Origin of the sequence: Xanthomonas campestris pv. asclepiadis (genome assembly GCF_020784175.1) — a bacterium.
Taxonomy (GTDB): Bacteria; Pseudomonadota; Gammaproteobacteria; order Xanthomonadales; family Xanthomonadaceae; genus Xanthomonas; species Xanthomonas campestris_D.
This window is the reverse complement of the sequence record NZ_JAJGQM010000023.1, coordinates 18,934-33,507: the sequence shown is the minus strand read 5'-3', so window position 1 is coordinate 33,507 and position 14,574 is coordinate 18,934. Positions and strand designations below refer to the sequence as shown.

Here is a 14,574-nt window from a genome sequence, read left to right as displayed (position 1 = left end):
TTCCGATGACGCGCCAAGAGGCACGTTCTTACCCTGCGTAAACCCCCACCAACCATGGGTGTGAAAAGCGACCCGGATCACGCTGTGCAACATTCGCGCGCTGTTGAGGTCGCTTTTGTCACCGGCAGCGACTTTGGACCTGCCGACGCCTATAAGATCGATGGGCAACACGCCGCCCGTCAGGCGGCCATGCAGTCGTTCTACATCCACGCGCATTCCCCCCTCCCTAACGCTGACCGTTCACGCGACCTGTCCAGCGTCTTGCCATGGAAACCACTGCAATGCTGACTGCCATCTCCAAGCTTTCCCCCCGCGCACACCGCGTCCCCTCGTTGAGCATTGCCCTGGCCGGTGTGCTGTGCAGCCTCGCGCTGCAGGCACAGGCACAAGATGCCACCGAAGCGGCGCTGTGTACCGATCGCCCGACCAAGGCCAATTCCACCTGTACCGTGCCAACCGGCGCCTGGCAGCTGGAAACCGATATCGGCAGCTACACCCGCGACAGCCAGCCCGCCACGCGCATCGAAACCTCTTATTTCACCAACCCCACGCTCAAATACGGCGTCAGCGACCGCATCGATCTGCAGCTCAACTGGGCGCCGCAGCTGCAGGTCAAGACCACCGACCGCGCCACCGGTGCGCGCAGCAGCCTGAGTGGCGGCGGCGATATCTTCCTGCGCATGAAGGCGCGTTTCTACGAAAGCGATACCGCCAGCGTGGCGTTGCTGCCGTTCGTCAAGGCACCGACCGCGCGCACTGGCCTGGGCAACGACGAGTGGGAAGGCGGCGTCGCATTGCCGATCAATTTCGCCCTGCCCAATAGTTTCTCGCTGACCTTCGGGCCCGAGGTGGATTGGTTGGCCGACAGCGATGGCAGCGGCAACCATGTCGCCATCGTCAACGCGATCAACCTGGCGCATCCGCTCACCTCGAAGTTGTCGATGGCGGTGGAAGTGTGGTCCTCGATCAACCGCGACCCGGCGCAGACCATCGAGCAGTATTCGGCCGACATCGCCGCTGCGTACCTGCTCAATCCGCTGCTGCAGCTGGATGTGGGCGCAAACTTCGGCCTCAACGACCGCACCCCGGACGCGCAGGTGTATGTGGGCATGTCGCACCGCTTCTGATGCGCGCACCGCGCGCTGCGCACACAAAAGCCGCTGCGGTCCGCGCCTGTGCGGACTGCAGTGTTCTGCAGGCAAACGATTCAGATATGTAATAAGTACCCGGCGCGGTGCGACACTATGTCGTCAGTCTGCCGGGCATGCCGGTGCCGGTCTCGCCAGAGGTACGCGGGCCGGGGAGGGGAGTGACAGAAAGTGGGCAGTGATGCTGCCTCTACTGGCCGTCGTGCGGGCACCTTGTAGCATCCAGATCGGAATGCCGGGCGCAGTGCAGGGCGGAATCTCCTGATCGAGGTGTTGCAACGTGGAAACGAAATCGAAGTTGCCGGTCCCGGGCCGGGCATTGCTGCTGGTGCTGGGCATGCTGATCGCGCTGGTGGGGCTGATCTTTCTGCTGGGTGGCGCAAGGTTGGCCAGCCTGGACGGCAGCTGGTACTTCCTGCTGATGGGCCTGGCGACCGTCGTGGCCGGTGTCTTGATCGTGCTGCGTCGGCCGGCCGGTGCGCTGGTGTACGGCGTCGCCTTCGCGCTGACGCTGGTGTGGGCGCTGTGGGATGCGGGGCTGGAGTTCTGGCCGCTGGTCTCGCGGCTGATGCTGCCTGCGGCGTTCGCCGTGCTGGTGGCACTGGCCTGGCCAGCGCTGCGGCGCAGCCGGGCGTTGCCGACCGGGCGCACGGCCTATGGCGTGGCGACGGTGCTGGCGCTGGCGGTAGTGGCCGGGATCGGCGGCATGTTCGTGCCGCATCCGCCGGTCGCAGGCAACGCGGGGCCGGGCATGACGGCGGTGCCGCCTGGAAGCGTGCAACAAAACTGGTCCGCCTACGGCAATACCGATGGCGGCAGCCGCTTCGCTGCGCTGGACCAGATCAACCGCAGCAATGTCGGCAAACTGCAGGTCGCCTGGACCTACCACACCGGCGAGATCGCCAACAGCGACGGCAACGGTGCCGAAGACCAGTTGACCCCGCTGCAGGTGGGCGAGACCGTGTTCCTGTGCACGCCGCACAACAATCTGATTGCACTCGACGCCAGCACCGGCAAGCAGCTGTGGCGGCGCGAGATCAATGCGACCTCGTCGGTGTGGCAGCGCTGCCGTGGCCTGGGCTACTTCGACGCCGATGCCGCGTTGCCGGCGCCGAGCGTGGCCAATCCCTCGCCGATCGCCGCAGTGACGGTGGCGCAGGATGCCAACTGCCATCGCCGCCTGTTCACCAACACCATCGATGGTCGCCTGATCGCGGTGGATGCGGACACCGGCGCGTTCTGCCAGGGCTTCGGCAGCAATGGCCAGATCGATCTCAAGGCCGGCCTGGGCGCTGCGCCGGATCCGTTCTACCAACTGACCTCGCCGCCACTGGTGGCCGGCACCACCGTGGTGGTGGGCGGGCGCGTGGCCGACAACGTGCAGACCGACATGCCCGGTGGCGTGGTGCGCGGTTTCGATGTGGTCACCGGCGCGCAGCGCTGGGCCTTCGACCCGGGCAATCCGCGCGATCGCCAGGCGCCGGCCGCCGGCAGCAGCTATGTGCGCAGCACGCCGAACGTATGGGCACCGATGTCCTACGACGCGGCGATGAACACCGTGTTCCTGCCGCTGGGCGGGCCGTCGACCGATCTGTACGGCGCCGAGCGCACCGCGCTCGATCACCGTTACGGCGCCTCGGTGCTGGCGCTGGATGCCACTACCGGTGCGGAGAAGTGGGTCTACCAGACCGTGCACAACGATCTGTGGGACTTCGACCTGCCGATGCAGCCCAGCCTGATCGACTTCCCCAACCAGGACGGCAGCCACACCCCGGCCGTGGTCATCGGCACCAAGGCCGGGCAGATCTACGTGCTCGATCGCGCCACCGGCAAGCCGCTGACCGAGGTCAGGGAAGTGCCGGTGAAAGGCTCGGATATTGCACACGAGCAGTACGCGCCGACCCAGCCGCTGTCGGTCGGCATGCCGCAGATCGGCACCAAACACCTGACCGAATCGGATATGTGGGGCGCCACTGCGATCGACCAGATGCTGTGCCGCATCGCGTTCAAGCAGATGCGGTATGAAGGCCTGTACACCGCGCCGGGCACCGATGTCTCGCTGAGCTTTCCCGGCTCGCTGGGCGGCATGAACTGGGGCGGCCTGTCGACCGACCCGGTGCATGACGTCATCTTCGCCAACGACATGCGCCTGGGTTTGTGGGTGCAGATGATTCCTGCCGACACCCGCAAGGCCGAGGCGTCCGGTGGTGACGAGGCGGTCAATACCGGCATGGGTGCCGTGCCGCTGAAGGGCACGCCGTATGCGGTCAACAAGAACCGCTTCCTGTCGGCGCTGGGCATTCCATGCCAGGCGCCGCCGTACGGCACGCTCAGCGCGATCGACCTCAAGACGCGCAGCATCGCCTGGCAGGTGCCGGTGGGGACGGTGCAGGACACCGGCCCGTTCGGCATCAAGATGCATCTGCCGATCCCGATCGGCATGCCGACGCTGGGTGGCACGCTGTCCACGCAGGGCGGACTCGTGTTCATTGCCGGCACCCAGGACTACTACCTGCGCGCGTTCGACAGCGGCACCGGCAAGGAGCTCTGGAAGGGCCGCCTGCCGGTCGGCAGTCAGGGCGGGCCGATGACCTACGTCTCGCACAAGACGGGCAAACAGTACGTGGTGATCAGTGCCGGCGGTGCGCGGCAGTCGCCCGATCGTGGCGATAACGTCATCGCCTACACCTTGCCCGACGCGCACTGACCCACCGCCCACGCAGGACCATGCAGGCATCTGCCTCGCGTGGTCCTGGAGCGGCCAACACACCGCGCGCGCCTGACGGCTGCGCACCGGCGTGTCAGCCGCGCTTGGCGCAACCCGACGGCCGGGTGCCTGGCGCATCCGGCCAACGGTCCCGTTACCGCAGCGGCGCCTGGACATCACCGCCCTGCATTGCCACCGCCGGCGGTGCACGCTGCCCCGACTCAGAGAACCACGATGCATCGTCTGACTTTTTTCCCGCGCCGCAGTGCGCTGGGCTACGCCTTGCTGCTGGCACTGCCGGCCACCGCAGTCGCCGCGGGCGACACCACGCTGACCGGCGACTGGGGCGAGCGTCGGTCCGCCTGGGCCGAGCACGGAGTGAGCGTTCGCGGCGACTACGTGTCCGAGACGTTCGGCGTGGTGGACGGCGGCTACGAAAAAAACAGTGCGCGCTATGCGCAGCAACTGCGGGTGGGCGTGGATCTGGACATGGCCAAACTCGCCGGCTGGGACGGTGGCAGCCTGCATGTCACCATCAACGACCGCCGCGGCCGCAGCACCTCCGCCGACCTGGTCGGCAACCGCTTCCCCATCCAGGAAGTGTACGGGGGCCAGTACACCCGCCTGAGCGAGTTCAGCTACGACCGCAGCTTCCACCAGGGCGGCACGTATCTGAAACTGGGCTTCTATGCGATGGGCAACCAGTTCGCCTCGCACACGCTGCTGGTGAACTTCGTCAATGCCGCGTTCTGCGCGCATCCGCTGGCGTTTTCGGCCAATAGCGGCTGGTACAACTACCCGGCCGCGCGCTGGGGCATCGAAGGGGCGCAGCAGCTGACCCCGCAGCTCAACCTGCATGCCGGCTGGTTCCAGGTCAATCCGAATCTGGGCTTCGGCGCCCGCGACACCTACGCGTTCAAGCCGTTCGCCAGCGGCACCACCGGTGCGATCTTCCCGCTCGAATTCACCTGGAAGCCGGCCGCCTCGCGCTATCCGGGCGTGTACAAGTTCGGTGGCTATTACGACTCCTCGACGGTCGCCAGGCGTGGGCTGGATACCAGCCGCAGCACCGGACGCGACGGCGCCTATCTGCTGGTCGAACAGAAGCTGGTCACTCCCGGAGCGGACGCCAGCATCGGCCTGACCGGATTCGCCCAGTACATGGCCAGCGACCACGACAGTGCGTTGATGACACGCTGGTATTCGGTCGGTGGGGTGTACCAGGGCATTGGCGCACGCAGGACCGCATCGCACTGGGCTATGTGGCCGGCCGGATCAATCATCGGCTGCTCGATGCACGCCGAGCAGAACTGATCGATGCCGGCGTGGCGGCCGATTCGCCATTGGTCGGCCTGAGCGCTGCCGAAGAGCTCTACGAGCTCGCCTACAGCGCGCAGATCACGCCGTGGCTGATGCTGCGCCCGGACGTGCAATACATCGTCAACCCCGGAACCTACGCCTATACCCGCACGCATAACGCACTGGTGGTCGGACTGCAGGCCAAGCTCACCTTCTGAGCGCAAGCTGCGCTGCAGCGTGGTGCGCCGTTGCCAAACCTCCAATGCACGGCGCGCATCGGGCCGCTGCCGGGCGCAGCAACGTGCGGCGCCTGCGCGCGCATGACCTCCTACCTTTGCGCGTGCGCTGCAGCAACGCCTACCATCGACGTTTTGCCGTTGCGGGAACTCTCGATGAAGCTGCGTTACGCCGTATTGCCCCTGTGTTTGCTGGCCGCCTTGCCAAGTCTTGCCGCTGCGCGCGGATTCGATGTGCGCGACATGGTCGCGCTGGACCGGGTGTCGTCGCCCACGCTCAGCCCCGACGGCAGCGTGCTGGTGTTTGCCAAGCGGCAGGCCAAGAGCAGCAACGGCAAGCCGGCCACCGGCCTGTGGACGCGCAATCTGCGTACCCGCGATGCCGCGCCGCCCAGGCGGCTCACGCCCGACGGCTGGAACGTCAACAGCCCGGCGCTGTCGCCGGACGGCAAGACGGTGTACTTCCTCAGCAGTAAATCCGGCACGCAGCAGTTGTACGCACAGCCGCTGGCCGGCGGCGCGCCGCAGCAAGTGACCGCGTTCGCGGTGGATGTGGACAGCTACAAGCTCTCGCCCGATGGCAAGCGCATCGCCTTCAGTGCCGGCGTGTTCCAGGACTGCGGCTCGGACCTGGCGTGCACCAAGACCAAACTCGCCAGCGTCAAGAACGCCAAGGCCAGCGGCGTGGTCTACGACCAGTTGTTCGTGCGGCACTGGGATACCTGGAACGACGGCCGCCGCAATACGCTGTTCGTCGCCGAGCTGCCGGCTGCCGGCGCCAAGGCCGTGGCCGGCGCCTCGGCGATCAGCGCCACGCTGGCCGGCGATGCGCCGTCCAAGCCGTTCGGCGGCAACGACGACTACACCTGGTCGCCCGATGGTGCCAGCGTGGTGGCCAGCGTGCGCATCCCGCAGCCACATGGCCCGGAAGCGGGCAAGAACGCCAAGGCCGCCGGCAAGTCCACCGGCAACGACGAGCCGTGGCAGACCAACTTCGACCTGTACCGCCTGGATGCGGCCGGCAAGGCAGCGCCGGTCAACCTGACCGCGGCCACCCCGGCCTGGGATGCCGGCCCGGTGTTCAGCAGCGACGGCAGGACGCTGTACTACCGCGCGATGAAGCGCCCCGGTTTCGAAGCCGACCGCTTCGGCCTGATGGCGATGGACGTGGCCAGCGGCAAGACGCGCGAGATCGCACCCAAGTGGGACCGCTCGGCCGGCGAGATCGTGTTGAGCGATGACGGCACCAGCATCTACACCAGCGCCGACGACCTCGGCGAGCATCCGTTGTTCAAGATCGACATCGCCACCGGCACCCCGACCAAACTGGTCGGCGAGGGCGTTGTGCATGCACCGACGCTGGCCGGCACCACGCTGGCGTTCACCCGCAACTCGCTCAAGAGCGGCGACCAGGTGTTTGTCAGCGACGTGCAGGGCCAGGGCCTGCGTGCGATCACCCAGAGCGCCGGCGAGCTGCTGCCGGACGTGCAGTTCGGCGACTATGAGCAGTTCCAGTTCAAGGGCTGGAACAACGACACCGTGCACGGCTATGTGGTCAAGCCGTACAACTACCAGGAAGGCAAGACCTACCCGGTGGCGTTCCTGATCCACGGCGGGCCGCAGGGCAGCTTCGGCAACGGCTGGAGCAACCGCTGGAATCCGCAGACTTACGCCGGGCAGGGCTACGCGGTGGTGATGATCGACTTCCACGGCTCCACCGGCTACGGCCAGGAATTCACCGACGCGATCAGCCAGCATTGGGGCGACCGCCCGCTGGAAGACCTGCAGAAGGGCTGGACCGCCGCGCAGAAGCAGTACGGCTTCCTCAATGGCGACAAGGCCTGCGCGCTGGGTGCCAGCTATGGCGGCTACATGGTCTATTGGATGGCCGGCAACTGGAACCAGCCGTGGAAGTGCCTGGTCGACCACGATGGCGTGTTCGACAACCGCACCATGGGCTACGCCACCGAAGAACTGTGGTTCAGCGAATGGGAAAACGGCGGCACGCCGTGGCAGAACCCGGCCGGCTACGAGAAGTTCAACCCGGTGCTACACGTGGACAAGTGGAAGGTGCCGATGCTGGTCATCCACGGCCAGCAGGATTTCCGCATCCCGGTCGAGCAGGGCCTGGCCGCGTTCACTGCGCTGCAGCGCAAGGGCATCGACTCCAAGTTCCTGTACTTCCCGGACGAGAACCACTGGGTGCTCAAGCCGGACAACAGCGTGCTGTGGCACGACACCGTCAACGGCTGGCTGAAGCAGCATATCGGCCAGTGAAGTTGCGATCGGCACGCCGCCTGGAGCGGCGTGCCGGTTGCTCGGAGCAACCCTGGGGTCAGACTGATCGGGAACGACTGAAAAGAGCGGAGTACGTTTGGTTTGCTGTACGCCCAAGCGAGTGATGTCTGGTGCAGCGCCATCTGGCGTACCCGTGGATGTGTCCATCGTGCGCAAGTAAAGCCTGTCATAGGATCTGGTAGGTCTAGATAAACAAGAAAAACCACTGCGCGGCGAATTCAGTTGAAATAGCTGAATTCTCTTGGTGTCGCAGAGATTAAGATATTTCCTGTCCGCAGTTGGAGTGTTTTCCGGCATTTTTTTGGTTTCTGCGGCGGCGCGATAAAGATTTAAGGTCTATCTGCAATGCCTTGACAGCGTGCATCTTTCGCTTGGATGATCGGGCAAACAGGGACGCCGTCAGAGGCTCGTAATGAATGTCAGCCGGGCAGGGATTGCGCTGGTCTTGGGAATTTTCTTCTCTGGATGGGCAAGCGCCCAATCCAATGCCAAAGCGCCTTGGGAAGAGTACGACAAGCTGATTCACAACCGTCAGGCAGTGACAGCGCTGGGGCCAACGCTGTTCGGCGACCAAGTCGATCTCTACAGCGGGGCGCTGAGCTTTTCCACCGTCGATGTCAGCTTGCCGGGAAATGCGTTGGATCTAAGCTTGGGCCGCAGCCTGGCGATTACCAATCGGCAAGGCTATGTCATCAACGATCTGCCATTTGCCGACTGGGACCTCGAAGTTCCACGTCTGTCTGGTGTCTTCGCCAACACAACGGGCTGGGCGAGTGCATGTACCCATAACGGAAACGGTCAACCGGCCACGGCAACGTCGGACAACGGCGCTCTGTTCCTTGCCAGCGAGTACTGGCACGGCAATCAGCTGATCATTCCTGGCCGGGGAAGGCAAGACATGCTTGTGGCGGATAACACCAGTTTGCCCAGGCCGACCAATGGGGGGCCTTATACCTGGATAGCACCGGATTTCACCTATTTTTCCTGTATCGCCGCACAGAAGAATGCATCTGGCGAGGGATTCCTGGCGATCACGCAGGATGGTGTGAAGTATTGGTTTGACTGGCAATCACAATATAGTGAACCGGTCCTGCTGCGTCCCGATTCGAGCGGCAGCTCCGACACATTGGGACGGCGGCAGGCAGTCCTGTACGCCACCCGTGTCGAAGACCGGTTCGGTAACTGGGTCAGTTATAGCTATAGCAATGCTGCGAACGCGCCGGCAAGGCTTGACGCTGTCTCAAGTAGCGATGGACGATCGATTGCATTGGCCTACAACGAGCGTGGGCATATTTCCCGCATCACCAGTGGAACTCAAACGTGGACGTACCACTACACGTATCCGTCGGCTCAAGCCGGCCATCTGAGCGCGATCGATCTTCCGGATGGTAGTCGTTGGTCTCTCGACATGGCAGCACTGGCGTCGGCAGCGATCTGGTACGAGCAGGCTGTCTCTCCTGAAGATATCGTGCGTACCTGCGGCTACCCCGGATTTATCGTCAGCCCTCCGGACGCGAAGGGAACAATGACTCACCCTTCAGGTGCGGTCGGCGAATTCACGGTATCGGTGGTCGGTAGGGGGCGTTCGAATGTGCCGCGTGTCTGCAACAACTACACCACCCCGAACAACAATCCCAACGACGACATCGCGCGCTATGCGATGACTTACGACGGTTTCGCGCTTACCCAAAAGCGCTTGACCGGCCCTGGTATCGATCCGGCGGAATGGAGCTACGCATATGGTGGTGTCGCATCGTTTGCCGCTGGCACCGGTCCCACCTGCACCAGTGGCGATTGTGCAGCCGTGGTCTGCAAGTCGGAGAGCTGTTCCGGCACCCAGGTGACCGAAGTCAGCGAGCCGGAAAACATTTGGGTTCGCTACACCTTCGGCAATAGCTACCGCTACAACGAAGGAAAGCTTCTCAAGGTGGAGCGCGGCTCGGGACCTGCAGCCATCCAGCAGGTCGAAACGACCAGCTACCTGTGGCCGTTCGAAGGGCAACCCTTCGCTGCCAGAATCGGAAGCACGCAGCAAGACCGGGGCGACGGTTTCTCTTCCGAGTACTTGCGGCCGGAAAATGCAGCGAGCGTGTCCTTGGATGGCGTGGTCTTCAATCGTAGGGTGGACACGTTCGATGTGATGGCTCGCCCATTGACGACAACTCAATGGAGTAGCTTGGGATACAGTCGCCAGGACACGGTGACTTACCAGGATCAACCCTCGCTCTGGGTCATGGGTCAAGTGCTGAGCCAACGCAATGACGGTACCGGAAGAGTCACCAGCAATACGGACTACGACACCGCCACTGCGCTGCCCTTACGACAGTACGTTTTCGGCAAGCTCCAGCAGACGTTTGCCTACCACCCCAACGGCATGGTGGCGAGCGTGGCCGATGGTGCAGGTAACACGACGGCGATTCCGTCGTGGAAGCGCGGTATTCCAGAATCCATTCGCTACGCGGACGGTACAATCGAGTCGGCGGCAGTTGACGACATGGGTTGGATCAATTCAACCACCGATGAAAACGGCTACTCGGCTTCTTACAGCTATGACGCGATGGGTCGATTGACACGTCTCGGCTATCCTGCTGGCGATGGTATCGAGTGGAATCCGGTGGCGTCGGATTTCCGCAGTGTCGGCAGCGTCGAGCTGGGACTTCCTGCCGGGCACTGGCGCGTCATCACGACGCAGGGAAATAAACGTGTCACCAGCTATCTTGATGCGCTCTGGCGTCCGGTGTTGGAGGAGACGGTCGATCAGGCCGATCCGGCCGGGACATCGGTGCAGGTCGTCAAGCGCTACGACCGCGCGGGCCGCCTGGCCTTCCAGTCCTATCCGCAACGCGGCATCTCCGCCTACAACCAGTCCGTCCTAGGCACGCGAACCCAGTACGACGCATTGGGACGGGCGGTACGTGTGGAGCACGATGCCGAAGGCGGTGTGCTGGCAACCACCACCGAATACCTCTCAGGATTTCAGCGCAAAACCACGAATCCGCGCGGCAACGCGACCACCGAACGCTTCCAGGTCTTCGGTCAACCCAGCTATGCAGCACCTGTAGGGATCGACGAGCCGGAAGGCGTTTCGACCACGATCACCCGTGACGTCTTCGGCAAACCTCTGGAGCTGGTGCGCTCAGGGCCCGGTCTTTAGCAAGGCTGCAATCGAAATGAATCAGGATGCCGTTAGGCCTGGATGGGCGTAACGGTGCGCGTTGGCCATACATTGAAGGCGAGCCGAATGTTGCGTTTTCTCTATACCCTGTGCGGCTGGATGCTGCTGTCCTCGGCCGTCCATGCGCAAGAAGCAAATCCCTATGTCTGGGTGCAACTGGATGCTCCAGCAGCAGGCACGACGCTGACCGCGCCCGCAAGCATCTTGGTCAGCGCTTCTGCCGGCACCATCGACGACGGTGTCAGTGTTTCCAGCATCACGCTTTATCAGAATGGCGGCGTCATCGCGAGCGTCAATGGCCAGGAGAGTGTTTCTTTTGTCGTCGATGGAGTACAGGCCGGCACACATCAGTTCTCAGCACGCGCCACCAGCAATCTTGGGGGAACCGCGACGACCCCGATAACTGCGGTCACGGTCGTGGCTGCGGGGGATAATCCACCGAGTATCAGTCTGAATGATGCGAACGGCGCACCTTTTTTTGCGCCGGCCACGGTAGGTCTTTCCGCCAACGCGTCTGATAGCGATGGCAGCGTCACCCAGGTCGAGTACTTCGCCAATGGTGCTGCGATCGGAAGCAGTGGCACTGCGCCTTACGCAATCGCCTGGGCAGAAGCGCCAGTGGGCAACCACAGCATCACCGCGCGTGCGACCGACAACAACGGCAAGCAGGCCACCTCCGCGCCGCTGACGGTCACTGTCGAACAATCCGTCATCGTGGGCAATATCGAGGCGGTGGCGTCCGGCGAGGGCAGCACCTATCTCATTACCGGTTGGGCGTGCTCGACCGGGCGTAACGCATCGATTGACGTACACGCCTATCTTGGCGGACCTTCAGGCAGCGGTAGCTTCTTCGCTGCGGCCAGTGCTAACCAGGCCAGTGAAGCTGGAGTGGCCAGCACGTGTCGCGCCCAGGGAGCTGCCTACCGCTTTTCGATTCCACTGGATGCTGCAGCACGCCAGGGCTATGCCAATCAATTGATCTACATCCACGGGATTTCGCCAGTCGGTGCGGCAAGCGATCTGATCTCCAACTCCGGCACGTTCCGCGTTCCGCCGCCGGTGTCGATCGCGCGTCGCTATGTCTATGACGAGTATCAGCGGCTATGCAAGACCATCGAACCGGAAACAGGCGCCACGGTGGTCGACTACGACGCGGCTGGCAACATCAGCTGGACCGCCAGTGGCCTGTCGCTACCGGATGCGCAGAGCTGCAACCGCGAAGAGGCACTGGCTTCGGGGCGCGTGGTGTTGCGGACCTACGATGTACGCAACCGGCTGTCCTGGCTTTCCTTCCCCGACAGTAATGGAGACCAGCGCTGGACCTATACGCCCGACGGCCTGCCCGCCAGGATCGAGACCACCACGACCGACGGTGGCGGCAACACGGTGGTCAACACCTACGAGTACAACCGCCGTCGTCTGCTGACCAGTGAAGGAACGGCGGGCTGGACAAGCTGGAGCGTCGGCTACAGCTACGACGCCAACGGCGCCTTGGCGAGCCAGCTGTATCCAAGTGGCCTGTCGGTGGACTACGCCCCGAATGCGCTTGGGCAGCCGACCAGAGTCGGCAGCTATGCCACAGGAATCAGCTATCACCCCAATGGGGCAATTGCGCAGTTCAGCTATGGCAATGGGGTTGTACACAGCATGGCCATGAACGCGCGGCAGCTGCCGGCGATGGTGTCGGACTCGGGCGCGCAGCAGTACCAGTACCAATACGACGCCAACGGCAACGTCAGCACAATTCTCGACCAGACCCTGGGCGATGCTTACAGCCGCACCATGGAGTACGACGCGCGCGACCGGTTGCGGGTGGCCGCATCGCCCAGTTTCGGCGGCAGCGGCGCGCATCGCTATACCTACGACGCACAAGACAACCTGCGCACGCATGTCACTGGCGATACCAGCTACGAGTACTACTACGACGGCGCCAACCGCCTGACCAACCTGATGAACGTCGCCACCGGCGCCAGCGTGGTGGGGCTGAGCTACGACGTGCAGGGCAACCTGTCCAACAAGAACGGCCAGGCCTACACCTTCTCGCAGGGTAACCGGCTGCGCTCGGTGGCGAGCAAGGAGTGGTACGCCTACGATGGTTACGGCCGGCGGGTGATCGCCTGCGGCAGTGCGGCCTGCAATTACCAGCTGTACAGCCAGCTGGGCCAGCTGCTCTACACGCAAGACGCCCGAAACGGCATCAACACTGACTACATCTATCTGGCCGGCAGCGTCGTGGCCCTGCGCACCCGCCCGGCCACGGGCGGCGCCGAGACCGTGACCTACCAGCACACCGATGCGCTGGGCAGCCCGGTGGCAACGACCAACGCGGCAGGCCAAGTCGTCGAGCGCACCCAGTACGAACCCTACGGCGCGGCGATCGGCAAGACGGTCGATGGCGTGGGTTACACCGGCCATGCAATGGATGGCGGGACCGGACTGATTTATATGCAGCAGCGGTATTACGATGCAAGCGCCGGAAGATTCCAGAGCGTGGATCCGGTAGATGCTGATATAAATAATGGCGCGTTGTTTAATCGTTATATGTACGCGGCAAATAATCCTTATCGATTCGTTGATCCTGATGGGCGATGCACAGGGTCGCGCATAGAAGGTAGCGATGGATTATGTAAGAGTACAGGCGGGCTTACAACTCAAGCGACGTCGGCACGCTCTTCCACTGTGCCAACAGCACCAAGCGCTTCATACGGCGGTACTACGCCTGCCCCTGATCAAGCTGGTGAACGAACTTGGTTTGATCGAAATATTAGTGAGAGAAATTGGTTTACAGGTGCAGGTAGCCTTACCGACTTCGGAGCTATTGCTCATGATGTTGGCATTCCTCTTCTTAACTCGCCTCAAGGTGGAGCTTTTTCGGCAGGATTCAAATTTTTACCTGTTCCCGTCGGTGCGGCTTTTAATTGGGCACGCACGGGGCATATATTCAGGGCCGCATCTGGGCATGTTAACCCTTCGACCTTATCATCTCAGATGCGATTTGCTCAAATTTTTAAAGCAGTATCTTCAAACCCGAATTATCTTCGAGGTGACGCCGTTCAGGCAGGTTTAATCAGTCAACAGGCTGCTGATGCCGGCGTTTCGGCATACACGTTTAGCGCTCGAAACGGGCAGCAGATATGGGTAACTGTCCGTAATGGTGAAGTTATGAACGCAGGTATTAATCCAGCAGGAGCAGTTAAATGAGTTTTAATGAAGCGGTAGAATTCGAGCGTATTAATGAAGTTACCAAAGCTGCAGAGTGTTACGAGCGAGTCTTAAATGAGTGCCCGAAAGATTTGGGGGCATTCATTAATCTTCTAGTTCTATATTGGCAATCAACGGATTATGGATTTTCTTTATCGTCGAGATTGCCAGCTTCCTTCGTTCTAGTCGCAGGAAATAGGCTTGCAGAGATGTTGGGTGATATGCCATCTAATTTTTCGGGAGAGCCGGAATTTAATTTTTGGGTGAAGTATATTGCATGGGCTGACTTGGGCGGTCATTTCGAAGTTGAAGAGTGTTATGAGATGATGCGTCGTAAATCAGGATACTATGAGCCTGCAATGTTTATATATGCTGCTACTGCTGGGGAGCAGGCTGTAAGTGAGGTTGATAAATTGCTTGAACTGGTACGAAGTCAGAGTACAGCCCGCGAACGCTACATATACTCCGTAGTTATGGGCGTCAAAAAACGCTTATCGTGAAGGCGTAGAG

At 62.3% G+C, this 14,574-nt stretch carries 8 protein-coding genes; all 8 read left to right on the top strand.

Features of this window, described 5'->3' with window-relative positions; all coding sequences use genetic code 11:
- Window positions 1-281: 281 nt before the first annotated feature.
- The 8 genes from LL972_RS12015 (at window position 282) to LL972_RS11985 (ending at window position 14,564) form a co-directional block, all read left to right on the top strand.
- Entirely contained in the window at window positions 282-1,127 is an 846-nt protein-coding gene (locus LL972_RS12015; protein ID WP_228327792.1) for a transporter, read from the top strand.
- 301 nt (window positions 1,128-1,428) lie between these two features.
- Window positions 1,429-3,855 (top strand): glucose/quinate/shikimate family membrane-bound PQQ-dependent dehydrogenase, encoded by a 2,427-nt coding sequence (locus tag LL972_RS12010; protein ID WP_228327791.1) that lies wholly within the window; start codon window positions 1,429-1,431, stop codon window positions 3,853-3,855.
- A gap of 234 nt (window positions 3,856-4,089) precedes the next feature.
- A complete protein-coding gene (locus tag LL972_RS12005) occupies window positions 4,090-5,169 on the top strand; it encodes a carbohydrate porin (RefSeq protein WP_266104599.1) in 1,080 nt (359 codons plus the stop codon).
- The gene (locus LL972_RS21645) at window positions 5,118-5,372 is read left to right on the top strand and encodes a carbohydrate porin (protein ID WP_323134214.1); all 255 of its coding nucleotides are present in this window, start codon (window positions 5,118-5,120) and stop codon (window positions 5,370-5,372) included. Before LL972_RS12005 ends, LL972_RS21645 begins: the two co-directional genes overlap by 52 nt.
- 174 nt (window positions 5,373-5,546) lie before the next feature.
- Window positions 5,547-7,667, top strand: a complete 2,121-nt coding sequence (locus tag LL972_RS12000; RefSeq protein WP_228327790.1) for an alpha/beta hydrolase family protein — start codon at window positions 5,547-5,549, stop codon at window positions 7,665-7,667.
- A gap of 433 nt (window positions 7,668-8,100) precedes the next feature.
- Window positions 8,101-10,842 (top strand): RHS repeat protein, encoded by a 2,742-nt coding sequence (locus LL972_RS11995; RefSeq protein ID WP_228327789.1) that lies wholly within the window; start codon window positions 8,101-8,103, stop codon window positions 10,840-10,842.
- 87 nt (window positions 10,843-10,929) lie between these two features.
- Window positions 10,930-14,064, top strand: coding sequence for an RHS repeat domain-containing protein (locus LL972_RS11990; RefSeq protein WP_228327788.1), 3,135 nt, complete (start codon window positions 10,930-10,932; stop codon window positions 14,062-14,064).
- Window positions 14,061-14,564, top strand: a complete 504-nt coding sequence (locus tag LL972_RS11985) for a hypothetical protein (protein WP_228327787.1) — start codon at window positions 14,061-14,063, stop codon at window positions 14,562-14,564. Before LL972_RS11990 ends, LL972_RS11985 begins: the two co-directional genes overlap by 4 nt.
- The last annotated feature ends 10 nt before the right edge of the window (window positions 14,565-14,574 follow it).

Bases quoted from the DNA above. Each gene is read 5' to 3' on its own strand.
- LL972_RS12015 (WP_228327792.1), top strand. From the start codon at position 282: ATGCTGACTGCCATCTCCAAGCTTTCCCCCCGCGCACACCGCGTCCCC.
- LL972_RS12005 (WP_266104599.1), top strand. From the start codon at position 4,090: ATGCATCGTCTGACTTTTTTCCCGCGCCGCAGTGCGCTGGGCTACGCC.
- LL972_RS12000 (WP_228327790.1), top strand. From the start codon at position 5,547: ATGAAGCTGCGTTACGCCGTATTGCCCCTGTGTTTGCTGGCCGCCTTG.
- LL972_RS11995 (WP_228327789.1), top strand. From the start codon at position 8,101: ATGAATGTCAGCCGGGCAGGGATTGCGCTGGTCTTGGGAATTTTCTTC.
- LL972_RS11990 (WP_228327788.1), top strand. From the start codon at position 10,930: ATGTTGCGTTTTCTCTATACCCTGTGCGGCTGGATGCTGCTGTCCTCG.
- LL972_RS11985 (WP_228327787.1), top strand. From the start codon at position 14,061: ATGAGTTTTAATGAAGCGGTAGAATTCGAGCGTATTAATGAAGTTACC.